Genomic DNA, 25,124 nt, shown 5'->3' with positions numbered 1-25,124 from the left:
GAGGACCTGGACCGGTCCGGATTATAGGAGACGGTTCGGGTCCGAGGCTTCCAGATCTGATGAATGCAGCGCGACGGGACGAACGCCGTCCGAACCGCCGGACGGAGGGCCGGCGCGGTCCTCGTCTTCCGATCCTGGTCGGCGTCGCGTTCGCGATGCTCTCGATCCCTGCGCCCGCGCAGGAAGGGCCCGGGCTCGGCATCCACCTGACCTCACCGCTCGGCCGAACGGGCATGGAGGGCCCCATCCGGATCGTCGCGCGCGTCGTCACCGACGCCAGCGCGAAGATCGGTCCGATCCGGTTCACGGTCGACGGCAAGCTCGTCGGCGAGGACACCGACGGGCCGCCCTACGCCGTGGAGTGGGTCGACAGGAACCCGTTCGAAGATCGGGTGATCGTCGCCGACGTCACCGATTCGCTCGGCCGGCACGCGGAGGACCGCGTGCAGTTGAAAGCCCAGGAGATGTACGAGATCACCGAGGTGTCGAGCGTCCTGCTCGAGCCCCTGGTGCTCGATCGGAAGGGGCGCCCGATCAACGGGCTCACGGCCGAGGACTTCCACGTCACCGAGGACGGCATCGCGCAGCTCGTCGACCTCGCGGTGCCCGATACGCTGCCGGCCGTCTACACCCTGCTCGTGGACAGCAGCCAGAGCATGTCGCGCCGGATGCCGTTCGTCCGCAACGCGGCCGCGCAGTTCGTCGGCTTCCTCCGCCCGCACGACCGCGTCGTCGTCGTGCCGTTCTCCCGCACGCTCGGTGCCGTCACCGGGCCGACGCTGGATCGCGATACCGTGGCCGACGCGATCCAGGCGATCCAGGCGAGCGGCGGCACGGCGATCCTCGACTGCCTCAGCGAGGCCGCGCGGCAGGTGTCGTCCGTCGACGGCCGCCACATCATCGTGCTCATCACCGACGGCTACGACGAGAACAGCCGAATCGCCTTCGACGATGCCCTGCAGACCGTGGCGGCGTCCAAGGCGACCGTCTACGTCATCGCCATCGGCGGCGTGGCCGGTGTGTCGCTCAAGGGCGAGGGCCTGCTGCGGCGGCTGGCGGTCGAGACCGGCGGGCAAGCCTTCTTCCCGGCCCGGAACACGCAGCTCGCCGACACGCACAGCCTGATCGCCGACGACATCCAGCAACGCTACGTCGTGACCTACTCGTCGACCAACAGCCGGCAGGACGGGACGTGGCGCACGATCGCGATGACGACCGGGGATCCGACGCACGCGGTCAAAGTGCGGAACGGCTACTGGGCGCCGTCTCCACCGCCGATCCGGCCGCAGATCGAGATGACGATCAAGGATTTGAACCGCGAGTTCATCGACGTGACGGCGGAGGACTTCGAGGTGCTCGAAGACGGCGTGTCGCAGCAGGTGAACGCGTTCGAGGAGGCGCTCGCGCCCGTGTCGGTCGTGCTCGCGCTCGACTCGAGCGGCAGCATGCGCCGCGACGCGGGGGCCGTGACGAGCGCGGCGAAAGCGTTCGTCGAAGCCCTGCCGGCCAAGGACAAGCTCGCCGTGCTGACGTTCGCGGATCGCGTCGAGTGGGCGCACGAGCTCACCGCCGCGCGGGCGGCGAGCCTCGGCGCGATCGGCCGCTATGCGGCCGACGGCGGCACCGCCCTCTACGACGCCGTCTTCGAAGGGCTCGCTCGGCTCAAGCACACCGAGGGCCGCACCGCGCTCGTCGTCATGACCGATGGGCGCGACGAGAACAATCCCGGCACCGCGCCCGGCAGCACGCACACCTTCGATCAGGTGCTCCAGATGCTGGGCGCCGTCGATACGACGGTGTACACGATCGGTCTCGGCCCGCGCGTCGATCGCGACGTGCTCGAGCGGCTCGCGGAGGCGTCGGCCGGCGAGTCGTATTTCCCGTCCGACGTCGCTGCGCTCGAACAGGAGTACCGGCGTATCCTTGAGAATCTGCGCCGCCGGTACATCCTGAGCTACGACTCGACCAACCGCACCCGTGACGGCGCATGGCGGAAGGTGGAGATCCGGCCGAAGCGCCAGGGGCTGATCGTCGAGTCGCGGGGCGGCTATACGGCCCCCGATCAGCGATGACGGGAGAGACGATCGCGGCATGGTTGACTGGCCCGAGTGGCTGAACGCACTGTTGTGGACGGCCGGCGCGGTCGTGGTGGGCTACCTCGTCGGACACCTCGGCAACGCGCTCCTCACCGGCCGCCTCGCGCGCGTCGTGCGGCGCACGCACGGCGACTGGGACGACGCGCTCGTGGACGAGATCGGGCGGCGCCTGCCGTTCTGGTGCGTGCTCATCGGGCTCTACGTCGTGCTGCCTCGATGGCGGCTGCCGGTCGAGCGCGAGGTGCTCGCCGTCACGATCCTGCGCGCGATCGCGATTGCGTCCGCCACCATCGCGGCCGCGACGGTCGCCGGCCGGCTGGTGTGGGCGTACGGCCCGCGGGTGACGCCGAACGCGCCGGTGTCGGCGTTGACGCAGAACGTCGTCCGCACGGTCGTGATCGTGCTGGGCGCGCTCGTCATCATCGGCTCGTTCGGCATCAACATCACACCGTACCTGACCGCGCTCGGCGTTTCCGGTCTCGCCGTGGCGCTGGCGCTCCAGGATCCGCTGTCGAACTTCTTCGCCGGCATCGCGATGAGCGTGTCGGGCCAGGTCCGGATCGGCGACTACGTCAGGCTCTCGGACGGCGTCGAGGGCCACGTCCTGGACTTCAACTGGCGCACGACGACGATCCGCACGCTGGGCAATCCGATCGTGATCGTGCCCAACGCGAAGCTCGCGCAGTCCATCGTGACGAGCTACTCGGATCCGGAGTTCGGGATGTCCGTGGATCTCCAGGTGCATCCCGCCTCGGACCTCGCGGCCATCGAGCGGATCACCCTCGACGTCGCGCGCGAGGTCATGCGTGAGGTGCCGGGCGCCGTGCGGACGGCGGAGCCCGCCGTCCGATTCCACACCTTCGGCCCGGCGGGCATCGGCTTCTCGGTCGGGCTGCGTGCGGTCGCGTTCGCGGACCAGTTCCTCCTCAAGCACGAGTTCCTGAAGCGCGTTCAGGCGCGTTACGCGGCCGAAGGCGTCATGATCCCGGCCGTGGGGCTCGTCGCCCAGCCGTTGCTCGTGGCTCCCGAGCGTGAACCGCCAGCGGGCCGCCAGTCCTGATGACGATCGAGCCGGTTCCAATCGGGCCGTTCGACCTCGCTGAAGGCCCGCTGTGGGACGCCGTCCGACAGCGCCTGCTGTTCGTCGACATCATGCAGGGGCACGTGCACGCGCTCGACCCGGGGTCCGGCCGAGCGCGCGTGTACGACGTGGGCCAGCCGGTCGGGGCGGTCGTCTGCTCGACGCGCGGCGACTGGCTGATCGCCGCCGGCCGCGGGTTCTCGCGTCTCGATCCGGACTCCGGCCGCGTGACGCCGATGGCCGATGCGGCGCCCGGCCGCGACGACGTGCGGATGAACGATGGGGCGGTGGACCCGTGGGGACGGTTCTGGGCCGGCACGCTCAGCCTGCGGCATGAGCGCGAACGCGGGGCGCTCTATCGGCTCGATGCCGACGGCCGCGTCCACACGATCCTCGAGCCCGTGACGACCTCGAACGGCATCGACTGGAGCCCGGACCTTCGCATCATGTACTACGTGGACACACGGACCGGGCGAGTCGACCAATTCGACGTCGACGGCAACGGGGAGCCCGGCGCCCGCCGCCCGTTCGCGATCATCGCGCCGGACGACGGCCGGCCCGACGGGCTCGTCGTCGACGCAGAGGGATACGTCTGGGTGGCGCTGTGGCAGGGCGGTGCGCTCAGGCGCTACGCCCCGGATGGTGCGCTCGACCGGATCGTTGCGCTGCCCGTCGCGCTCGTCACGAAATGCGCCTTCGCGGGATCCGATCTCGGGGACCTCTACGTGACGACCGCCCGGACGGGATTGAGCGCGGGCGAACGTGCCGACCAGCCGCTGGCGGGCCGGCTCTTCCGCTGCCGGCCGGGCACTCGCGGACGATTGCCGTATCGTTTCGCCGGCTGACCCGGGGCCGGCGCGGCGCCTGACGCTATACTGCGGACAGGAGTGGTCCGAGTGTCGCGGCGCCGCGGAGTGTTGCTCGTTCTCGCCTTCATCACGATCGCGGTCCTCGTCTCGGGCGGCGGCCTGCTCGTGCTCGCGGCGCTGTCGACGCCGCAAGTGTCGGTGCCCGAGCGGGCGACGTTGTCGCTGCGCCTCGACGCGCCGTTCAGCGAAATCGATCCGCCCGACGTCCTGAGTCAGATCATCCCGCGCTCGTCGACGTTGCGCGCCACGCTCGACGTCATCCGCAAGGCCAAGGCCGACGCGCGCGTGCGGACGCTCGTCATCCGGCCGTCCGCGAGCGGCGCGCTGTGGGCGCAGTTGCAGGAAGTGCGCGCGGCGATCGAGGACTTCAAGACCTCGAAGAAGCCGGTGACCGCGTTCCTCGAGTCGGCCGGCGCGGCCGAGTACTACCTCGCGTCCGCCGCCGATCGCATCGTGCTCATGCCGGCCGGCCAGCTCGACGTGACCGGGCTGGCGTCGTACGAGCTCTTCTTCAGACAGGCGCTCGACAAGATCGGCGTCTATCCCGACCTGCTCCACGTCGGCGAGTACAAGACGGCGTCGAACACGTTCACCGAACGCGGGTTCACGCCGGCGCATCGCGAGATGAGCCAGTCGCTCAACCGCGACTGGTACGAGCAGATCGTGCGGGCCGTCGCGCAGGGGCGGACGCTCTCCGAGGCCGAGGCGCGGAGCGCCCTCGAGCGCGGGCCGTACATGGGCGAGGGCGCCGTCAAGGCGCGGCTCGTCGACGAGCTGGGCTACGAGGATCAGCTCGACGACCGCGGGCCGATGCTGGGCACGCAGTCGATCGACGGCGAGCAGTACGGCAAGGGCGCGCCGGCCGGCGAGCGGCGCGAGGTCGGCGGCAGGATCGCGCTCTTGTACGCGATCGGGACGATCGCGAGCGGCAAGAGCTCGTTCGACGCGCCCTCGGGCGCCGTCATCGGCTCCGACACGTTCAATCAGTGGCTGCGCAAGGTGCGCGTCGACCCGGGCATCCGCGCGGTGATCATCCGCATCGACAGCCCCGGCGGATCGGCGATCGCCTCCGAGGTCATCTGGCGCGAGATCATGCTGACCCGCGACGTGAAGCCCGTGATCGTCTCGATGGGCGACGTCGCGGCGTCGGGCGGCTACTACATGGCCGCCGCCGCCGACGCGATCGTTGCCGACCCCGGCACGCTGACCGGATCGATCGGCGTGCTGACCGGGAAGTTCGTGCTGCGCGGCACGCTCGACAAGATCGGGATCGGCGTCGATGCCGTCAGCGACGGGACGTTCGCCCAGATGAACTCGCCGTTCCGGCCGTTCTCACCGGAAGAGCGCCGGCGGGTCGAGGATCAGCTCCAGGCGACCTACGAGCTGTTCCTCAAGCGCGTGGCCGACGGCCGTCGCCAGGCGACGACCAAGATCGATGCGGTGGCTCAGGGACGGGTCTGGACGGGGCGTCAGGCCCGGGAGATCGGCCTGGTGGACGAGCTCGGCGGGCTCGCTGACGCGGTCCGGCTCGCGAAGCAGCGCGCGAAGCTCGACGCGGCGAAGGACGTGGACCTCGTGATCTACCCCCCGCGGCGCACGTTGTACGACCTGATCTCGAATCCGTTCGGCGTCTCCGGCGGCGCGTCGGCGGCCGTGGACGCGCTGTTCCGGCGGCCCGACGTGCGGATGATCCAGTCCGCCACGTCGATGCTCAATCTCTTCCGCCGCGGCGAGCCGCTCGCGATCCTGCCGAACGTCTTCGTGCACTGAGGTCGGGTGATCAGGCAAGCCCTCGTGGCGGCGGGTCTTCTGGTGCTGACCGCGGGGCACGCGATCGGCACCGCGGCCGCACCGGCCGAGCGTCTGGCCGGCCAGGCCCCGCCGCAGCCCGTCGCCTCGCCGGATCGGGCGTGGTCGGCGGCACGGCCGCTGACTTGGGCGGAGTTCCGTGGCACCGCGCCGGCCGGCGGCATGGAAGGCGCCCGGACGGTCTATCTGCTCCGGTACGAATCGCGCTGCCACGGGAAGACCTTCACGTTCGACGTCAAGGCGGTGTTCGTCCCCGACGAGTCGTGGGTGAAGGCCGATGTGCTCGCGAGCCCGCGCGAGAGCGTCCGCGTGCTCCAGCACGAGCAGACGCACTTCGATCTCACGGAGGTCCATGCGCGGCGGATGCGGAAGTACTTCGCCGGGCTCTACGATGCCTGCGGCCTGAGCGACGCGCAGGTGGATGCGGCGGTCGACCGCTTCGTCAAGGAAGAAGCCGCCGCGCAGCAGCGTTACGACGACGAGACCGGATACGGCCTGGTGCCCGCCCGCCAGCGCGTCTGGACCGAACGCGTCGCCGAGATGCTCACCTCGCTCGAGGCGTTCACCAGGCCGTGATCGGGTAGCGCGTACCGCTCAACTGTTACCGGTCAGCGCGCGCAGCGCGGCATCGTTGTACTGGATGTTCATCCGCGCTTTCGCCTTCGCCATGTAGGCCTCGAAGAAGGCGCCGCCGCGCTGGTCGGCCAGCTCGCCGCGGATCGATTCGCGTTCGGCCTCGAGCACGGTGGGCGAGACGTCCTGCCGGTCGACGAGTTGGACGACGACGACGGCCTCGTCGGTCGCGATCGGCTGGCTCACCTCGCCGGGCTTCAGCGCGAAGGCCGCGCGGTCGACGGCGTCGCTGACGCCGACGACCGGCAGCACCGCGCCCCGTGCGATCGCGTCCGTCGTGCTCACCGCCGCTCCCGCGGCCTTGGCGGCCGACTGGAAGTTCGTCTTCGCCGAGGTCAGCGCCGCCGCGCGCTGTCTGGCGAGCTCGACCGCCTTGGCCCGGGCCACGTCGGCCAGCACTTTCTCGCGCACCTCGCTCAATGCCGGCACGGAGGACGGTTTCACTTCCGTGACGGTGATGAAAGCGTAGCCGTTGTTCGTGCTCAGCGCGGCGCTCACTTTGCCGGCGTCGAGAGTGAACGCTTCAGCCGCCACCGCTGGCGCGAAGCCGATGCCGGCGAGCGGTTCGTCGCGGGCGAAGAGCCCGGAATCGCCGACGGTCAACCCGCGCTCCTTGGCCACGCGATCGAGATCGGCGGGCGTCTGGAGCTGCGGCCCGATCTCGGCGACGAGCCGGCTCGCCTCGGCGCGGGCCTTCTCGAACTTGATCCCGTCCTCGATCTGGCTGCGCACTTCGTCGAGCGTCTTGGTCGTCGCGGCCTTCTTGCCCATGCCCTTGATGATGTGGAAGCCGAACGGCGACTTCACCAGGCCGCTGATCTCGCCATCCTTCAGCGCCCAGGCCGCGTCCTCGAACTCCTTGACCATCGCGCCCCGGCTGAAGAACTGGAGATCGCCGCCCGACGCTTTCGACCCCTCGTCCTCGGAGTACTGCTTGGCCAGCGCGGCGAAGTCGGCGCCCGCTTTGGCCTTGGCCAGCACGCCTTCGGCGGTCTTGCGCACGGCCGCCTCGTCCTTGCCGTCCGTCTTGAAGAGGATGTGGCTCGCGCGGACCTGTTCCGGCGTCGAGTAGGTCTGGAGGCTTTCCTTGTAGCGCGCCTCGACTTCGGCGGGCGTGACGGTCATCTTGCCGCGCAAGGTCTCGGCGTCCACGGCGAGGTACCGGACGCGGCGCTTCTCGGGCACGCGGTAGCGTTCCTGGTTGGCGGAGAAGTGCTCCTGGAGCTCGGCGTCGGTCGGCTGGACCGCGGCGGCGAGCTTGTCGGCGGTGAAGACCGCGACGTTGAGCTTCACCTTCTCGTTGCGGCGGCGGAACTCCTGCTCCACGTCAGCGTCGGAGACGCGCAGCCAGCCGGTGACGGCCGCCTGCAACTTCTCGGCGACGAGCGATCGACGCAGGTCGCGCTCGAAGTCCGCGGGGCGCAGCACCGGGCGCGCGTTGGCGAGCATCTGCCGATAGGCCGCCTCGCCGACGAACTGTCCGTTCTCCTGGAACATCGGGAGCCGCACGAGCCGTTCCTTCAGCTCGCCGTCCGTCACCGTGATGCCGAGGCGCTCCGCTTCGACCATCATGGCTTCGTCGTTGACGAGCCGCTGCACGATGCGCGGGCCGACGCCGAGCTGGTTGAGGAGCTGATCGGTGATCTCCGCGCCGTATTGCGCGCGGATCTGAGAGACCTGCTGGAGGTACTGAATCCGGTACGTGCCGGCGGAGATCTCCCGGCCGTCGACGGTCGCGATCACCTCGGCATTGGTGCCGGCGACCGGGTTGCCGAGGAACTGCGGGATGTAGAGCAGGACGAAGGTCGCCACGACTATGCCGAGGCTCCACTTGAGCCAGGCTCTGTGGCGCCGCATCCGGTCGAGCATCGTCATCGCTGGGGTCTCTCCTTCGGTTACGACCGTGGATTATCTCATGACAACCCTGTCGTCCCTCGGCCGCGCGCCGCGTCGCCGGCCCGCAACGTGTCGCACTTCGGATACGGCGGTGACGAAAACTGTTCGCGCGTGCGCGGCCGCGCGCCGCGAAAATATTCCTCGCAATCACGCGAGATATTGGCCGCGGGCGGCGCATGAGCACGCGAGACGGCGTGCTATAGTTTCGGCGTTTGGCGGGCGGACGCGGCCCGCCGTCATGCCGCCACATGCCCGAGCGACTCCCGCGCAGATCCTCCGCGCCTGAGCACACTGCGCCGGACGGCGCCGTCGTGCTCGCGGTGTACCACCGCGGCGAGGACTCGATCGAGCGTCTCACCGCACTGCAATCGACGGGCGCGCGCTTCGAGTTCCTCCAGGCCGGCGCGCTCTGGACCGTTCCCAACGACGTCGCGGGCCTGCTCTGGGAGCTGTCGCTCGAGGATGGATCGCAGCGGCTCGTGTCGGCGCTCATCGACAGCCTGCCTGCGGTCTCGTTCAGCTTGACCCGCCACGCCGGGCTCGCCGATCTGTCGCGCGTGCTCGGATTCCGGCAGCATCTCGTCTGGCCGTTCCAGCTCGACGACGTCGAGCGGGCGCTCGGGCTCGGACCGCTGCTCGATCTCGCCGATCGGATCGACAGCGCGTCGCCGCGGATCATCAACCTGGCGGCGCGTCCCGACGCGATCGCCGGCATCATGCGCGCGGTCAACCTGTCGACCGAGCCGGTCGAGGTCGCCAAGACGCTCGTGGAGCACGCCAACGAGTGGCTGCCGTTGACCGAATGGCAGGTGTACATCGTCGAGCCCGACGGGCAGCCGCGCCTGATCGGCGAGGCGGGCTCGGAAGGCAGAGACGCGGTCGTGCAGTCGCTGGCCGAGCTCGTCGTGCGAACGGGACAGCCGTCGGTGCGCGTCACGACCTACCTCGATGAGCGCGCGAACCCCGCCAGCGACCAGGCCAAGCGCGTCGAGGCCTCCGTCGTGGGCTGGCCGCTGGTCGTTCAAGGGACGGTCGTCGGCGTGCTCGCGGGGCTCGATGCCGGCAGGGCGCGCCGGTTGCCGGAGATGTCGTCGGCGCTCAACGATGCCTTCGTCCGCCTGCTCGAGCCCGCCGCGTACGCGCTCGCGCACGCCCTGCGGATCGTGCGGGCCGAGGCGCTCTCGGTCACCGACGATCTGACGCAGCTCTTCAACTCGCGATACCTGAACGACCTGCTGCGGAAGGAAACGAAACGGGCGATGCGCAGCGGCTGGCCGCTCTCGCTGCTCTTCGTCGATCTCGACGGCTTCAAGCGGATCAACGACGCGCACGGGCACCTGCTCGGCAGCCGCGCGCTCGTCGAGGCCGCCGAGGTCATCCGATCGAGCGCCCGTGAGACCGACATCGTCGCCCGCTTCGGCGGCGACGAATTTGCGATACTGTTGCCGGAAACGGGCCTCGAAGGGGCGCACTCGGTGGCGCGGCGTCTTCGTGACCGTATCCAGCGCTTCAATTTCCTCGCCGATCGTACGTCGGGCAGCCGGCTGACCGCGTCCATCGGCGTGGCGACGCTTCCGGACGTCGCGGACTCGGCCGAAGGCCTCCTGCAGGCCGCCGACGCCGCGATGTACAAGGTGAAGAGCTCCGGCAAGAACGGCATCCACATCGCGGGCAGCGACTCGGGCGCCGTCCGCGTCCCCACCGAGGAACAGGAGCCTCGTTGAACCTTCGCTCGCTCTTTGCGCTCTTCTCGAGCGACCTCGCCATCGACCTCGGCACCGCCAACACATGCGTCTACGCGCGCGGCAAGGGCATCGTCGTCAACGAGCCCTCGATCGTCGCGATCAACAAGGTCACCGGACGCATCGAGGCCGTCGGCAAGGAAGCGAAGGAGATGCTCGGGCGCACGCCCGGCAACATCGTCGCGATCAAGCCGATGAAGGACGGCGTCATCGCCGACTTCGAAGTGACCGAGAAGATGCTCGCGCACTTCATCAAGAAGGCCCATAACCGCACCATGTGGGTGCGCCCGCGCATCGTCATCGGCGTGCCCTCCGAGATCACGCAGGTGGAGAAGCGGGCGGTCAAGGACAGCGCCTATCGCGCGAAGGCGAGCGAGGTCTACCTCGTCGAGGAAGCGATGGCGGCCGCGATCGGCGCCGGGATGCCGATCGAAGAGGCGTCCGGCAACATGGTCGTCGACATCGGCGGCGGCACGACCGACATCGCCGTCATCTCGCTCGCCGGCATCGTCTACAGCAAGGCCATTCGCGTCGCCGGCAACGAGATGGACGATGCGATCATCCAGTACATCAAGAAGACGTACAACCTGCTCATCGGCGAGCGGACGGCCGAGGCGATCAAGATGGAGCTCGGCTCGGCGTTCCCGCTCGACGAGCGGATCACCATGGAGATCAAGGGCCGGCACCTGATCGAGGGCGTGCCGAAGACGATCACGATTTCCGACGAGGAGATCCGCGAGGCCCTGGCCGAAACGGTGAACGTCATCGTGGACGCCGTGCGGGTGGCGCTCGAGCGCACGCCGCCGGAGCTGTCGGCCGATATCGTCGATCGAGGCATCGTGCTGACCGGCGGCGGCTCGCTCCTGAAGAACCTCGACAAGCGGCTGCGCGAGGAGACCGGGCTGCCGGTCGCCATGGCCGAGGATCCGCTGTCGACGGTCGTGCTCGGCGCCGGCAAGATGCTGTCGAATTTCGAGCTGCTGCGGAAGATCTCCCTCGACTAGCGAGGCCGGCCCGCGCCGTTCCGGCGTATTCTTCGGCCCATGGGCCCCGAGGCCGCCAGGTGATCCATCGTCAGACCCTGTCGTTGCTGATCGTGATCTGCCTCGGGCACGTGCTGCTGATCTCGGCGCAGGTGCAGTCGAAGAGCGGCGTTCCCGTGCTCGAGAGCGTGGTCTTCGCCGCGTACGCGCGCGTGCAGCAGGCGATGACCGCGGCGGTCGACGGCGTGCGCGGCACCTGGACGAACTATCTGGCCGTCCACGGCGCCGCCCGCGAGCGCGACGAGCTGCGCCGCCGCCTCCTCGAGCTGCAGGGTGAGCTGCAGCAACGCCAGGCGCTGGCCGCGCGCGCGCAAGCGCTCGAGGCGCTGCTCGGGCTGAAGCAGAGCGTCATCGTGCCGACGCTGGCCGCGCGCGTCATCGGCGCGAACCCATCGCCCGGCACCTTCACGGTGACGATCGATCGCGGCGCCGGCGATGGCTTGCGGCCGGATTTGCCCGTGATTGCCACGCGCGGCGTCGTCGGGCGCGTGATCGCGCCGATCTCGGCAGGCGCCGCCACCGTCCAGTTGCTGACCGATCGGCTCGCGGCCGTCGCGGTCACGTTCGAACGCTCGGGCAGCGGCGCCATCGTCGTCGGCGGCGCCGGGGACCTGTTTCGGGCGGAATACGTCCCGGCCGCCGCTGACGTGCAGGCCGGGGAGCGAGTGGTGACGTCGGGCCAGGACGGCGTGTTTCCCCAGGGGTTCCTCGTCGGCACCGTCGAGCGCGTGACCCGGCCCTCCGGAGGCGAGCGCGAGGTCCTGATCACGCCTGCGGTCGATTTCTCCCATCTGGATCTCGTCCTCGTCGTGCCGATAAGCCGGCCGGCGACGGAGTCGCCCGAGTGAAGCTCACCGCGGTGCTGCTGACGGTCGTCGGCGCCACGTTCCTGCAGGTCGCGCTCGCGAGGTTCACCGTCGGGGGCGTGGTGGTGTTCGACCTCGTGCTGGTCGGCGCGGTGTTCGCGGCTCTGGAGTGGGGGCCGGTCGCCGGGATTCTCGCCGGCACCGTCGGCGGCCTGCTGCAGGACCTGCTCTCGGGCGACATCATCGGCGTCGGGGCGTTGGCCAAGACGCTGGTCGGCTGGGCCGCCGGGGTCGTCGGCGCGCAGTTCGTGCTCGTCCGATCGCACGCGCGGATGATCATCGTCGCCTTCGCGACCGTGGTGCATCGGGCCATGATCCTGATGCTGCGGGGCCTGATCGACCAGCACTGGCCGGCCGTGTCGTGGGGCGCTATTCTTGCTGAGACCGGGCTCAACGCCGCCGCGGCGCTGCTGGTGTTCTACGCGATTCACATGCTTCCGGCCGCCGTCGAGCGGCAGCGCGTGAACCGGCGGTCGAGCCTGAGCCGCCGGCAGTGGTGAGACGAGGACGATCGACATGCTGACCCCGGCCGGCTTCGAAGATCGGCGGATGAGCGAGACGCGCCTGCAGGCCTGGGGTGTCGGCGCCATCCTGGTCTTCTGTGCGCTGGCGGTGAGCTTCTGGGTGCTGCAGGTCGCGCAGCACGACAAGTACGAGGAGATCGCGGCGAACAACCACCTCAAGACCATTCCGTTGCGCGCCCCCCGGGGCGTGTTGTTCGACCGCCAGGGCCGGGTGCTGGTCGAGAACCGCAGCTCGTTCACGATCGCGATCGTGCGCGAGCGCACCCGGAACCTCGACGAGACCATCCGGAAGGTCGCCGACGTCACGGGCGTGCCGGACGCGCGGATCCGCCAGGCCGTCCAGCGGCGCCGGTCGGAGCAGGCATTCCGGCCGCTTCCCGTCGTCGAGCACGCGACGTTCGCGCAGGTCGCCGCGGTGGCGGCGCGCCGCCGCGAGTTGCCGGAGGTCGAGGTCCAGCAGGTGCCGACGCGGACGTATCCCGAGGGCTTCGCGGCGCACCTGTTCGGTTACGTCGGCGAGATTCAGGAAGCGCAGCTCGCGTCGTCGGAGTTCGCGTCGAGCGGTCTGCAGGCTGGCGCCATCGTCGGCCAGGCCGGCGTGGAGCGCATCTACAACGCCGAGCTGATGGGCGTCGACGGCAGCCGGTTCGTCCGCGTGAACAGCGTCGGGCGCGAGATCGCCGACCTGAAGACGGAGTACCCGACCGACGGGCACCGGCTGCAACTGACGATCGACTACGACGTCCAGAAGGCCGTGGAGGATGCGTTCCGGATGAGCGGCTACGCCGGCGCGGCGGCGATCCTCGATCCGCGCACCGGCGAGCTGCTCGCGATGACGAGCCAGCCATCGTTCGATCCCAACCTGTTCGCCGTCGGCATCGACGGTCAGGCGTGGTCGCGGCTCATCAACGACCCGCTGAAGCCGATTACCAATCGGCTCATCCAGGGCACCTACTCGCCGGGATCGACGTTCAAGATCGTGATGTCGGTGGCGGCGCTGGAGACCGGCGCGATTCCGCCGGACTTCACCGTCTACTGCCCGGGCCACTTCGAGTTCGGCGGGCGATCGTTCAAGTGCAGCCTGCCCAACGGCCGCGGACACGGGCTGATGGACCTGAGCCACGCGATCGAGAAGTCGTGCAACGTGTTCTTCTACACCGTCGGGTCGCGCATGAAGATCGACACGATCCACGACTACGCCGCGCGGCTCGGGCTGGTCGGCAAGACCGGGATCGACCTGCCCGGCGAGCAGGAGAGCTTCGTAGCCTCGACGGCGTGGTCGGAGCGCGCGCGCAAGCAGCCGTGGTACCCGGGCGAGACGATCTCGGTGTCGATCGGGCAGGGCGCGGTGAACGTCACCCCCGTCGGCCTGGCGACGATGATCGCGACGATCGCCAATGGCGGGACGCTCGTCACGCCGCATCTCGTCAAGGCGGTCGAACGTGACGGTGCGTGGTCGCCGATGCCGACGCCGGCACCCAAGTCGAATCTGCAGATCCAGCCCGATCACCTCCAGCGGATCCGCAACGGTCTCTGGATGGTCGTCAACGAAGCGGGGACGGGCAGCGGGGCGCGCATCGCCGGCCGCGACGTGGCGGGCAAGACCGGGACTGCCCAGGTGATCTCCAACGAAGGGCGAGCGGCGGCCCGCGGCCGCACGGACAAGGACCTGCGCGACAACGCCTGGTTCGTGTTCTTCGCGCCGCGCGACAACCCGCAGATTGCCGGCGCGATCTTCGTCGAGCACGGCGGGCACGGCGGCACGACGGCGACGCCGATCGCGAGACACGTGCTGGAGACGTTCTTCGCCAAGCGGGACGGGTTGCCGCTGCCGCCCGTCAAGCCGGCGCTCGTGCCGAACCCCACGCCCGTCCAGCCGATTCCGGTGCTTCCGCCGCCCGCGCCGGCACAGCCCGCGCCGGCGCCCGGCGAGGTTGCGGCTGTCGAAACGCCCGTGCCGGCCGGCACGCGCGCCGCGCTCTCCGACGGCACGCCGCAGGCGAACCGCCCGTGATCGCGCTCATCCCTGCGCTCGACCTGGACGGCCATGATCGTTGACCGCCGCCTGATTCCCCACATCGACTGGCCGCTCATCGGCGCGATCCTCGCGATCATCGTGATGAGCCTGGCCACGATCTACAGCGTGACGTGGGACGTGCGGCTGGCGCGGCCCGGCGCCAGGTTCTGGGCGCAGCTCTATGCCGTGCCCGTCGCGATGGTGGCCTTCGTCATCTGTCTCGTCATCGACTATCGCAGCCTCGCGCAGCGGTCGCTGCTGCTCTATGGCGCGCTCGTGCTGTCGCTGATCTACGTCTCGTTCTTCGGCGTCGTCGCGGGCGGATCGCGCCGCTGGATTGCGTTCGGCGGCGTCAACCTGCAGCCGTCCGAGTTCGCCCGGATCGTCGTGGCCCTGGTTCTGGCGATGTTCTACGGCGACTATCGCCGGACCGCGCGGTCGTGGACCGAGCTGCTCGCCTCGGGGGCGCTCGTTGCCGTGCCGGTGCTGTTGATCGTGCGGCAGCCGGATCTCGGCACCGCCGTCACGCTCCTGCCCGTGTACATCGGCGTGGTCTTCCTGGCCGGGCTGCCGCTCCGCTGGGTGGCGGTGGCCGGCGCCGTCTGCGTGCTGCTGTCGCCGGTGGTCTGGAACTACGGGCTGAAGGCGTACCAGCGCGAGCGGATCGAGACGTTCCTCGATCCCTCGAAGGATCCACGCGGTGCCGGGTACCAGCAGCTCCAGGCCAAGATCACCGTCGGGTCCGGCGGCTTCTACGGAAAGGGCTTTCAGCAGGGGACCCAGGGCCGCAACGGCTTTCTGCCGGTCGCCGACAACGACTTCGTCTTCTCGGTGCACGCCGAGGAGCACGGGTTTCTCGGCGTGCTCGTCGCGCTGGGGCTCTACCTGTTCGTCATCCTCCGGTCGCTCGAGGCGGCCAAGGTCGCGAAAGATCGCGTGGGGGCCTTCCTCGTCATCGGCATTCTTTCGGGGTTCGCCTTCCAGGTGGTGTACAACATCACCATGTCGGCAGGGCTGGCGCCCGTCAAGGGCCTGACGCTGCCGCTCATGAGTTACGGCGGGTCGTCGCTCGTCGCCACGCTCGCCAGTTTCGGCCTCATCCTGAACGTCCGGATGAGGCGCTTCACCAACTAGCGGCCGCATGACCGCTGGCTGGCCGTTTGTCGTGGGGCTCTCTCGGCCTCACGCGGAGTTACGGGCCACGCACGTGATCACCCCGCTTGTCGATCTGCTCGCCCTCCAGTTGATGCTGCTGTGCACCGCCGCGGTGTGCGCGCCGGCTGGACCGATCCGCAGGATGACGGGCGGGGTCGGTGCACGCGCGCGGCGCCGCTGGAGCTACGCGCATGAACAAGGAGATGGTGATCTCCTCGACGCGCCACGAGACACGGGTGGCCATCCTCGAGGACGATCAGGTCGTCGAAGTCTTCATCGAGCGGGAACATTCGCGCGGCGTGGTCGGCAACATCTACAAGGGACGCGTCTCGAAGGTCCTGCCGGGCATGCAGTCGGCCTTCGTCAACCTCGGGCTCGAGCGCGACGCGTTCCTCTACGTCTCGGACGTCATCAGCCCGACTGAAGAATCGCTCGAGGACGACGACGAGCCGGCGGCCGTCGCGGCCGCCGAGGTGGCAGGCGCCGAGGAAGGCGATGCCGTGTCTCCAGACCTCGACACGGAGGCCGCGGTCGCCGTCGAGACGTCCCCTGACGGGCCGGACTCGACCAGACCCACCAGCCGCGATCGCCGCGGCCGCGAGCGAACGCCCCCCACGGCCAAGATCGAAGACCTGCTCAAGGAAGGGCAGGAGGTCGTCGTCCAGGTCGTCAAGGAGCCCCTCGGCACCAAGGGCGCGCGGATCACGTCGCACCTGAGCCTTCCGGGGCGTTTCCTCGTCTACATGCCGACGGTCGATCACATCGGCGTGTCCCGCAAGATCGAATCGCGCGACGAGCGCCGCCGGCTGCGCGGCGTCGTGCAGCGCTTTCGCGAGCAGTCCGGGCTGCCGGGCGGCTGCATCATCCGGACCGCGGCGGCCAACCGCTCCGAGGACGATCTGCTCACCGACCTCACCTACTTCCAGCAGGTCTGGGCCGAGATTCAGCGCCGGCGCGACGGCGAACGCACGCCGGCCGTGCTGTTCCGCGAGGAGAGCCTCGTCACGAAGCTGCTGCGCGACCTGCTCAACGACCAGTTCTCGGCCATCCGGATCGACGATGCCGAGGAGTACCGGCGGGTGGTGGCGTTCGTGCAGCGCATCATGCCCGGCATGGTCGGGCGCGTGAAGCACTACAGCAAGGACTACCCGATCTTCGACGAGTACGGCGTGCAGAGCGAGATCGACAAGGCGCTCCGCAGCAAGGTCTGGCTCAAGTCGGGCGGCTACATCGTCATCAACCAGACCGAGGCGCTCGTCGCGATCGACGTGAACACCGGCAGGTACGTGGGCAAGAAGTCCGCGGGCCGGCTCGAGGACACGATCGTCAAGACCAACCTCGAAGCCGTTCGCGAGATCGTGCGCCAGATCCGGCTCCGCGATCTCGGCGGCATCATCGTGCTCGACTTCATCGACATGGAGGAGAAGAAGAACCGCCAGAAGGTCGCGCAGGCGGTCGAGCAGGAGCTCCGCAAGGATCGGGCGCCGTCGAAGTCGGTGCAGGTCTCGGATTTCGGGCTCATCATCATCACGCGCAAGCGGGTGAAGAGCAGCCTCGAGCGGATGCTCACCGAGCCGTGTCCGTACTGCTCCGGGACCGGGACGATCAAGGCGAGCGCCACGATCTGCTACGACATCCTGACCGAGATCAAGAAGGTCCGCCACGAGCTCGACGGCTACAGCCTGGTCCTCCGCGTGAATCCGGAGATCGCCCGCGCCTTCAAGGACGAGAGCCGCAGCGTCTTTCACGAGCTGGAAGAAGCGGTCGGCCGCCGCGTCACGGTCCGCGCCGACGAGCAGTTGCACCACGAGCAGTTCGATCTGATGGCCATCTAACCGCCGTGCCGCCGGCGGCCGGCGCGGCCTTATACTGCGGTGGTGGGGAGGCCAGCATGTCGGTCGGACATCTGATCAGGTGGGCGGTCGTCGCGGCAGTGGGTGCGAGCCTGGGGGCCACGTCCTTGGGCGCGCAGTCGGGCACGGTCGGGTCGGTGAGGCTTCCCCGTGCGGTTCTGGCCGATGGCCAGCCGTTGCCGGCCGGCACTTACACGTTGCGCCTTGCGAACGATCCGATCGAGCCGGTGGTCGGGCAGTCGCAGGAGAGCACGCGCTGGGTGGAGTTCGTGCAGAGCGGCGCCGTCAAGGGCCGGGAGCTCGCGAGCGTCGTCCGGCCGGCGGAGCTGAAGGACGTCGCGGAGAGCGCGCCGCCCGCGCCTGGCGCCGCCCGCGTGCAACTGCTCAGAGGCGCCGAGTACCTGCGTGTCTGGGCGAACATCGGCGGGACCCAGTACCTCGTGCACCTCGGCCTCGCGCCGGGCAAGTAGGCGCGTTCACCGTTTCGTAATCACGACGTCGCCGCTGAACGTCTGCGCCACGACGACGGCCGAGCCGTCGCCGACAGTGGCGCGGAGCGCCCCGCGGTTCATCGTCATGGCCTGCAGCGACAGGCCTTCCGGGCGGATCCGGCCGCTGAACGTCGTCGCCTGCAGCTCGAATCCAACCGGCCCGGCCGCCGTGATCCGCACGGATCCCGAGTGGCTGTTGAACTCGTAGCGTCCGCCCGGCTCGAACCGGCCGACGTAGTCCACCGTCCCCGAGAGCGTCTTCAACTGCGCGCTGGCGCACGTTACGTCCTCGGTGCGGATGTCACCGCTCACGACGTCCACCGCGATGCGGTTCGCGCGCACGTGCGAGAGCTGCACGCCGCCGCTGACCGTTCCGGCCGACAGCGCCCGGCTGCTCTCGACGTTGCTCAACACCACGTTGCCCGAGACCGACTTCGCCGTGGAGAGCTGCCGCGCGTTCGCGACGTCGATGTTGCCACTGACGGTCTCGACCGCCAGGTCGCCCGCGACGCCCTTCACGGAGACGTTGCCCGAGACGCTGCGCGCCGTGACGCGCGTGCCGGCCGGCACGGTGACGACGAACGACACGTTGACCTGATAGCGGGCGCGCCCGCGGTCCCGCTCGTGGGGGTACATCACTTCGACGGTCGCCCGCTCGCCTCGATGATCCACGTTGACCTGGACCTGCTGCAGCCCGAGCGCCGCTTCGGCGTCGTCGCGGCCGCGCGAGCGGCGGGTGATGTCGAGCGTCACGTCGCGGCCCGATCCGGCCGTGATGCTGATGTCGCCCGACACGTTCTTCAGCTCGAGCGATCCGGACGTGCCCAGCGCGATCGTGCGCGTGCTGCGATCGACGCGCTCGCTCCGTGCGTCACGTCCCTGTGCGGCGAGCGCGCCGGCGTCCCACGCCGGCGCCAGCCGATCCCGCCACGATCGCGCCGGATCGGGCTGCGCACCGGCCGGCAGCGCGGCGAAGAGGAGGCCCGCGATGGCGACGGCGGGTCCGGCGGCGAACGGAGAAGAGATTCTGTAGGTCATGATTGTTTTCCGAGCTGTTCGGCGGCCTGGGCCGCGCCTTCCTCGTTGCCGGCCCGCATGTCGTTGATCAAGGTCACGGTCGTCTGCAGCAGCGCGATCTTGCGCCGCAGCGCTTCGAAGAGACTGGTGCGCGCCGACTCGCTCTCGGGGTTCTCCTCCAGGGCGGCCTGGCTGTCCGCAATCGCGGTGTCGATCGCTCCCATGTTCGTGCGGACGACCGCGACGACGGCGGGCGCCATGCCGTCGTCGGTCGTGGCCGCCGCCGTCTCCAGTTCGCGGATGGCGCGCTCGTACGAGGCGGTTGCCCGTCCCACTTCGGCGGCGACGCCGTCCACCGTGGTGGCCGTGCCGTCGGCCGACTGATCGGCTGGTGCCACCCGCCCGCGCGCGACGTACACCACCGCCGTGACGAGCAGCAGCGCCGCGGCGAGGCCGAACCACTGCAGCAAGGCCCGCCGGCCCGACGCGAGGACCGGTGCGTCCGGGACGGTTGCGTCGACTTTGAGTCGATCCTCGATCCGGTGCCACGCCGCCGATGCCGGGGCGATCGGACCGAGCGACCTCGCCGTCGAGCGCAGCCGCTCGAGATCCGTCAACAGGCCGCGGCACGCGGGGCACTCGCGAACGTGGGCCCGGACCTCCGCCTGCGCGTCGTCGGCCAGCAGGCCGTCGACGAGGAGGCTGAGGAGCGGTTCGATGTCGCGGCACGTCCGCATCACGCCCTCCGCTCTCCCGGGACGGCCGGCGACGCCAGCAGATCGCGGAGCCGCAGCCGGGCACGGTGCAACTGCGACTTCGACGTCCCTTCCGAGATGTCCAACATGGCGGCGATTTCCCGGTGCTCGAACCCTTCCACGTCGTGCAGCACGAACACGGTGCGGGCGCCGGGCGGCAGCGCGGAGACGGCGCGCTCGAGATCCAGCCGATCGATGACGCCGAGCACCGCGCTCTCGGGGCGGCGCTCGTCCTGGACTTCGTCCGGCAACTCGTCCATCAGCCTGCCCGAACGGTAGCCCCGGCTCCGCAGATGGTCGAGGCAGACGTTGGTCGCGACGCGGAACAGCCAGGTACCGAGCGCCGCGTCGCCTCGGTAGCTGCCGAGCTTGCGGTGTGCCGTCAGAAACGTCTCCTGCAGCAGATCCTCCGCGTGGCTGCGCCCGGTCATCCGGCAGATCAGACCGAACATCCGCGGCGCGTACGCCCGGTACACCTCCTCGAATGCCCCGGGCACCTGCGCGCGACACCGATCGGCGAGCGCACGATCTGCGTAAGTCGAAACGGGCACGTTCTCTGACTTAGACGGCATCCGCCGCCGGCACGTTGCTGGCCGCCGTTGGCCCCATCTTTTGCCCTTTTCCCTCTTTCCTTTGCCCTTTCCAACGGTGTTGCTCGAACTGGCGGATGCGCTGGCCGACGACAGGGACGCCCTCGGCTCTGAGCAGGTCGCGCTTGAACGCCTCGCGTCCGCCGTAGCCGCCGAGCCGGCCGCCGGCGGCGACTACGCGGTGATACGGCAGATCGTCGCGCGGAGCCGCCCGCATCAGGGCGCCCACGGCTCGCGCCGCGCGGGGACGGCCTGCCAGCCGTGCCAGGTCGCCGTACGTCGCGACCCGTCCGGGCGGGATGAGGCTGACGAGTCGCAGAACGCGGGAAGCGAACTGCGACCGTCCGGCGTTCACGGCTGCGGTCTGGTCAGCGCGTCGCTCAGCACCTGCCCGTCGGTGCGGGCGAGCCGTATGCCCGCGAGCCGGGCCAGCGTCGGTGCGATGTCGATCGGGGTCGCGGGGCCGCCGTAGCGTCCGGCCTTCACGCCGGCGCCGTAGAAGGCGACCGGCACGTGTGTGTCGTAGTCGTGCGGTGAGCCGTGGTTGGCTTCGGTGCCGAGCACCCACAAGGGCTTCAGCACGATGACGAGATCGCCTGAGCGGCGCGCCATGTAGCTCTTGCGCATCATCGCGAGCACCGGATCGGTTGTCGGCGTCGCTGACGCAAGGTCCCACGACCAGTACATCGCCTGCACGCCCTTCGTGCCGAGCAGGACCGACTGCACGGCATTGGCGGCCGCCGGCGTCGCTTTGATCCGGTCGAGCACGCCCGGCCGGAAGTAGAAGGACGTGCTGGAGATGGCCTCGACGTATCGGCCCGGCCCGAGCGCGGCGCGCAGCGCGCCGTCGATCGCCCGTCCCGTCGGAAGCAGGCTGGTGATTCGGCCGGCGTCCGTTCCAGCGGCCGCCTGCTCCGGCAACGGCGCAACGCCGTGGTCGGCGGAGAGGGCGAGCACGTAGCGGTCCCGGCCGACGGCGCGATCGAGCAGCGACAGCAGTTGGCCGATCGTCTGGTCGAGCCGCGCGAGCACGTCCTGGACCTCGTGGCTTCGCGGACCGTAGGTGTGACCGACGAGGTCCAGCGCCGAGAATCCCACGGTCAGCACGTCGGTCGCCGCCGGACGCTGTCCCAGCCCGAGATCGGCGACGAGCGAGCTCGCCAGCGCGCCGATGTAGTTGTCGAGCGCCGGCGTGCGCGCCCAGAAGTCCTCGATCGTCTGCGTCGTCCGGGCCGTTCGAATCGGATCGGCGAACAGGTGGGGGAAGGTGTTGTCGGCAGGCTCGCCCGGGGCGGCGTCTTCGAAGCGGTACGAGGCCTCGGGCAGGAACCGTCCCCAGGTCTGGTCGCCGAGCGAGAACGCGGGCCGTGCGCGGACGAAGCGGACGATCTCCGGCGAACGGACGCGCGCGAGCCGCGACGAGGTCGCCCACGATCCGCTGTCTTCCTGCCAGACGATCACCGCGTTCGGGCCGCCGTGCCCGCCCAGGCCGATCGCCGATCGGGCCTTGCCGGCGACCGAGACGACGCGGCCGTGCCGCTGCTCGGCGACCTGTTCGGCCAGCGTCGGCACGAGCAGCCTCGCGCCGCTGTGGTGCTCGTTCCCCGAGCCGATCGGAAAGCGCATCGACTGCGCGGTGGCGTCCTCGGTGCACGTCACGAACGCGCGGGTTTCGACGTCGTACCACTCGTTGTCGATCATCCCGTGTGTCGCCGGCACCGTGCCGGTGCCGATCGACGAGTGGCCGGCGCACGTCTTCGTCCCGCCGTACGGGTACGCGGCGTCGACGAAGTACGCGCCGTTGTTGAAGATCTCGTGCAGGCCCGCCTTCCAGTGCGCGCCGTACATCGAGACGTAGTCGGCCCGCATCTGATCGACGGCGACGACGACGACGAGGCGGGGAGGCGCGGGAACCGCAGGGGTCGCCGCTCCCGGCGCCTGCGCCGATAGCGACGGCCACGAGAGCACAGCAGCCACGAGCGCGGCGCCAGCGGGAAGGAAGAGGCGCATCGGTGATCTCACGAGGGACTCCGAGGGAAGCGAGATTCTATCAGCGTGCGGGCACTCATCGGCGCCGCGCCCCATAGCTCACGGCACCGAGCCACACGGCGTAGAGCGCGGCCGCGGCGCGATACCCGCCCATGCCTTCGCCATCCGGAAGCCAGCCCGGACGATGGGCGACGTTCCAGAGTGCGAACAGCGCACAGCCAACGGCGGCGATCAGGAGACCTTCGGGCGGTTCGCGCTGCAGGAGCAGTCCCGCCAGCCCGACGAGCAGCAGGCCGACCGCGGCGTCCAGGTTGCCCACCGGCGCTGCGGGCGCCGTCATCGCCATGCCGGCCGTCAAGGCGCCGAGGGCGCTCAACAGCACGGCCACCCACCGCGACAGGCGCAGCTCGCCGATCAAACGTTCCGGCGACGCCGCGTCCTCACGGAACACCCGCCATGCCAGGGCGGCCACGGCCGCTGCCGACAGGATTGCGGCCACGAGCACCACCCGCACGGTGTCGTTCAACGATTCCCACTATACTTGGCCCGCCATTTCGGCGCGATCCGCGGCTTCGTCGGGGATGGACCGGACTGGACTGACCCATGGCCCGCCTGCAGCCCGTCCTCGGACTCCTCCTCATCGGGCTCGTCGCGTACGCCTGGTCGTCGAATCGGCGGGCGATTCGGTTGCGCGCGATTGCGTGGGGCATGGGGCTGCAGTTCCTGTTCGCGCTGATCGTGCTCCGGACGTCGGCCGGCCAGGCGGTGCTCGAAGTGATCGGCGACCGGATCCGCCGGCTGCTCGGCTACTCGATGGTCGGTTCGTCGTTCGTCTTCGGCCCGATCGGCGACCAGCCGGTCTGGCAGCGGCTGATGACGGCGGCGCTCGGACCGGACGGCGCGCAGTACGGGACGATCTTCGCGTTCCAGATCGCGCCCGCGATCATCTTCGTCGCCGCACTCTTCGCGGTGCTCTATCACCTCGGCCTCATGCAGATCGTCGTCGGGCTGTTCGCCGTCGTGATGCATCGGCTGCTCGGCACGAGCGGCGCCGAGTCGGTCAACGTCGCCGCCAGCCTCTTCATGGGCCAGTCGGAAGCGCCGCTGACGATTCGGCCCTACCTCGCGCGTGCGACCGTGTCCGAGCTGATGACCATCATGACGTCCGGCATGGCGCACATCTCCGGTGCGCTGATGGTCGCCTACATCGCGTTCGGCATGGAACCGCGGCATCTGCTGACCGCCGTGATCATGACGGCGCCAGGCACGATCGTGTTGGCGAAGATGTTCGTGCCAGAGACCGGCAGGCCGGACACGCTCGGCACCGTGCGGCTGGGGCGGATCTCGAACGACGTGAACGTGATCGACGCGGCCGGGCGCGGCAGCTCCGAAGGGTTGTGGCTCGCGCTGAACGTCGTGGCCATGCTGATCTCGTTCGTGGCGCTCGTCGCGCTCGCGAACGCGCTGCTCGGATGGGCGGGCGGTTTCGTCGGCCGGCCGGACTTCAGCCTGCAGCTCGTGTTCGGTTGGCTGCTCGCGCCCGTGGCCTGGTGTCTGGGGGTGCCGTGGCGCGATGCGCCCGTCATCGGCAACCTGCTCGGCACCCGCATGGTGCTCAACGAGTTCATCGCCTACGCGCAGCTCGGCCCGTTGAAGGCGTCGCTCGATCCGCGGTCGTTCACGGTGGCGACCTTCGCCCTCTGCGGGTTCGCGAACATCGGATCCATCGGGATTCAGATCGGCGGCATCGGATCGCTGATCCCGGATCGCCGGCAGGAGCTGGCCCTGCTCGGCGTGCGCGCGATGATTGCCGGGACGCTCGCGAACTTCGCATCGGCCTGCATCGCCGCGATACTGTTGTAGCGGGGACATGGCCACGTACTTCGATCGCGTCGAGGCGGCCGCGGCCTGGCTCCGCGGGCGGCTCGGCGAGCCGCCATCGGTCGCCGTCGTGCTCGGGTCGGGGCTGTCCTCGTTCGCCGAGAACGTCCGCGGCGGCACCCGCATCCCGTACGAGCGGATTCCGGGCTGGCCCGTCTCGCGCGTCGTGGGACATCCGGGGTTCGCCGTCGCCGGCACCGTCGCGGGCCGGCGCGTGCTGGCGCTCGCCGGCCGCGTGCACGCGTACGAGGGGCTCGACATGCCGGCCGTGACGTTCGCGGTCCGCGCGCTCGGCCGTCTCGGCGTGACGACGCTCATCCTGACGAACGCGGCCGGCGGCATCAACCCGCGCTTCAGCCGCGGCGCTCTGATGCTCGTCGAGGACCACGTCAATTTCACCGGTGCCAACCCATTGATCGGTCCGAACGACGAACGGTTCGGCCGGCGGTTTCCCGACATGTCGCAGGTGTACTCGGTGCGCTTGCGTCGCATCGCTCAGGACACGGCACAGGCGATGGGCTTGGCGCTCGAGCACGGCACCTACATCGGCGTCACGGGGCCGAGCTACGAGACGCCTGCCGAGATCAAGGCGTTCCGCACGCTCGGCGCCGACGCCGTCGGGATGTCGACGGTGGCCGAAGCGCTCGCGGCGCGCCACATGGGCATCGAGGTGCTGGCCATCTCCTGCATCTCGAACATGGCGGCAGGCATGACCGTCCATCCCGTCACCGAGGAGGAAGTGCTCGAGACGACGAGCCGCGTCCGCGCCGAGTTCGTCGCCTTGCTCGAAGGCATCATCGGCCGGATTTGAGAAGGC

General features: G+C 69.7%; 22 protein-coding genes. 15 read left to right on the top strand and 7 right to left on the bottom strand.

Features of this window, described 5'->3' with window-relative positions; all coding sequences use genetic code 11:
* Nucleotides 1-59 precede the first annotated feature (59 nt).
* From IT184_10770 to IT184_10750, 5 genes are all read left to right on the top strand, one after another.
* Complete coding sequence (locus IT184_10770; GenBank protein ID MCC7009291.1) at nt 60-2,072, top strand: VWA domain-containing protein; 2,013 nt, start codon at nt 60-62, stop codon at nt 2,070-2,072.
* 19 nt (nt 2,073-2,091) lie between these two features.
* Nucleotides 2,092-3,156: a mechanosensitive ion channel family protein gene (locus tag IT184_10765; GenBank protein MCC7009290.1), complete on the top strand. Its 1,065-nt coding sequence runs from the start codon at nt 2,092-2,094 to the stop codon at nt 3,154-3,156.
* The gene (locus IT184_10760; protein MCC7009289.1) at nt 3,156-4,022 is read left to right on the top strand and encodes an SMP-30/gluconolactonase/LRE family protein; all 867 of its coding nucleotides are present in this window, start codon (nt 3,156-3,158) and stop codon (nt 4,020-4,022) included. The genes IT184_10765 and IT184_10760 overlap by 1 nt, the downstream gene beginning before the upstream one ends.
* 69 nt (nt 4,023-4,091) lie before the next feature.
* Complete coding sequence (gene sppA / locus IT184_10755; GenBank protein MCC7009288.1) at nt 4,092-5,816, top strand: signal peptide peptidase SppA; 1,725 nt, start codon at nt 4,092-4,094, stop codon at nt 5,814-5,816.
* A gap of 6 nt (nt 5,817-5,822) precedes the next feature.
* Entirely contained in the window at nt 5,823-6,431 is a 609-nt protein-coding gene (locus tag IT184_10750; protein ID MCC7009287.1) for a DUF922 domain-containing protein, read from the top strand.
* Nucleotides 6,432-6,449: 18 nt separating this feature from the next.
* Here the strand turns inward: IT184_10750 and IT184_10745 are convergent, their stop codons facing one another.
* Nucleotides 6,450-8,363: a peptidyl-prolyl cis-trans isomerase gene (locus IT184_10745; protein ID MCC7009286.1), complete on the bottom strand. Its 1,914-nt coding sequence runs from the start codon at nt 8,361-8,363 to the stop codon at nt 6,450-6,452.
* A 269-nt stretch (nt 8,364-8,632) separates the two neighbouring features.
* On the opposite strand from IT184_10745, the gene IT184_10740 reads away from it, so the two are divergent.
* From IT184_10740 to IT184_10705, 8 genes are all read left to right on the top strand, one after another.
* Entirely contained in the window at nt 8,633-10,108 is a 1,476-nt protein-coding gene (locus IT184_10740) for a GGDEF domain-containing protein (protein MCC7009285.1), read from the top strand.
* Entirely contained in the window at nt 10,105-11,130 is a 1,026-nt protein-coding gene (locus IT184_10735) for a rod shape-determining protein (protein ID MCC7009284.1), read from the top strand. Before IT184_10740 ends, IT184_10735 begins: the two co-directional genes overlap by 4 nt.
* Before the next feature lie 59 nt (nt 11,131-11,189).
* Nucleotides 11,190-12,017 (top strand): rod shape-determining protein MreC, encoded by an 828-nt coding sequence (mreC, locus tag IT184_10730; GenBank protein MCC7009283.1) that lies wholly within the window; start codon nt 11,190-11,192, stop codon nt 12,015-12,017.
* On the top strand, nt 12,014-12,535 hold the full coding sequence (mreD, locus tag IT184_10725; GenBank protein MCC7009282.1) for a rod shape-determining protein MreD: 522 nt from the start codon (nt 12,014-12,016) through the stop codon (nt 12,533-12,535). Before mreC ends, mreD begins: the two co-directional genes overlap by 4 nt.
* Nucleotides 12,536-12,551: 16 nt before the next feature.
* Nucleotides 12,552-14,573 carry a penicillin-binding protein 2 gene (mrdA, locus tag IT184_10720; GenBank protein ID MCC7009281.1) on the top strand — a complete coding sequence of 674 codons (2,022 nt, stop codon included), beginning with the start codon at nt 12,552-12,554 and terminating at the stop codon, nt 14,571-14,573.
* A gap of 33 nt (nt 14,574-14,606) precedes the next feature.
* A complete protein-coding gene (rodA, locus tag IT184_10715; protein MCC7009280.1) occupies nt 14,607-15,710 on the top strand; it encodes a rod shape-determining protein RodA in 1,104 nt (367 codons plus the stop codon).
* Between the two features lie 212 nt (nt 15,711-15,922).
* The gene (locus IT184_10710) at nt 15,923-17,566 is read left to right on the top strand and encodes an Rne/Rng family ribonuclease (protein ID MCC7009279.1); all 1,644 of its coding nucleotides are present in this window, start codon (nt 15,923-15,925) and stop codon (nt 17,564-17,566) included.
* Nucleotides 17,567-17,622: 56 nt separating this feature from the next.
* Entirely contained in the window at nt 17,623-18,054 is a 432-nt protein-coding gene (locus IT184_10705) for a hypothetical protein (GenBank protein ID MCC7009278.1), read from the top strand.
* Nucleotides 18,055-18,060: 6 nt separating this feature from the next.
* Here the strand turns inward: IT184_10705 and IT184_10700 are convergent, their stop codons facing one another.
* Genes IT184_10700 through IT184_10675 form a run of 6 tightly spaced genes read right to left on the bottom strand, consistent with a single transcriptional unit; the run spans nt 18,061 to nt 22,952 of the window.
* Nucleotides 18,061-19,113, bottom strand: a complete 1,053-nt coding sequence (locus IT184_10700; protein MCC7009277.1) for a DUF4097 family beta strand repeat protein — start codon at nt 19,111-19,113, stop codon at nt 18,061-18,063.
* On the bottom strand, nt 19,110-19,829 hold the full coding sequence (locus IT184_10695) for a zf-HC2 domain-containing protein (protein ID MCC7009276.1): 720 nt from the start codon (nt 19,827-19,829) through the stop codon (nt 19,110-19,112). The genes IT184_10700 and IT184_10695 overlap by 4 nt, the downstream gene beginning before the upstream one ends.
* Nucleotides 19,829-20,419: an RNA polymerase sigma factor gene (locus IT184_10690; protein MCC7009275.1), complete on the bottom strand. Its 591-nt coding sequence runs from the start codon at nt 20,417-20,419 to the stop codon at nt 19,829-19,831. The genes IT184_10695 and IT184_10690 overlap by 1 nt, the downstream gene beginning before the upstream one ends.
* Nucleotides 20,409-20,792 (bottom strand): methylated-DNA--[protein]-cysteine S-methyltransferase, encoded by a 384-nt coding sequence (locus IT184_10685; protein MCC7009274.1) that lies wholly within the window; start codon nt 20,790-20,792, stop codon nt 20,409-20,411. Before IT184_10685 ends, IT184_10690 begins: the two co-directional genes overlap by 11 nt.
* A complete protein-coding gene (locus IT184_10680; GenBank protein MCC7009273.1) occupies nt 20,789-22,447 on the bottom strand; it encodes an alkaline phosphatase family protein in 1,659 nt (552 codons plus the stop codon). Before IT184_10680 ends, IT184_10685 begins: the two co-directional genes overlap by 4 nt.
* A gap of 55 nt (nt 22,448-22,502) precedes the next feature.
* A complete protein-coding gene (locus IT184_10675; GenBank protein ID MCC7009272.1) occupies nt 22,503-22,952 on the bottom strand; it encodes a hypothetical protein in 450 nt (149 codons plus the stop codon).
* 77 nt (nt 22,953-23,029) lie between these two features.
* Between IT184_10675 and IT184_10670 the strand changes: the two genes are divergently transcribed.
* Nucleotides 23,030-24,289: a NupC/NupG family nucleoside CNT transporter gene (locus IT184_10670; protein MCC7009271.1), complete on the top strand. Its 1,260-nt coding sequence runs from the start codon at nt 23,030-23,032 to the stop codon at nt 24,287-24,289.
* Between the two features lie 7 nt (nt 24,290-24,296).
* Nucleotides 24,297-25,118, top strand: coding sequence for a purine-nucleoside phosphorylase (locus IT184_10665; protein ID MCC7009270.1), 822 nt, complete (start codon nt 24,297-24,299; stop codon nt 25,116-25,118).
* Nucleotides 25,119-25,124 lie beyond the last annotated feature (6 nt).

The sequence above is a fragment of the Acidobacteriota bacterium genome, assembly GCA_020853395.1.
Classification (GTDB): domain Bacteria; phylum Acidobacteriota; class Vicinamibacteria; order Vicinamibacterales; family SCN-69-37; genus JADYYY01.
The sequence above is the reverse complement of the archived record's forward strand: the minus strand, read 5'-3'. Positions and strand labels throughout refer to the sequence as shown.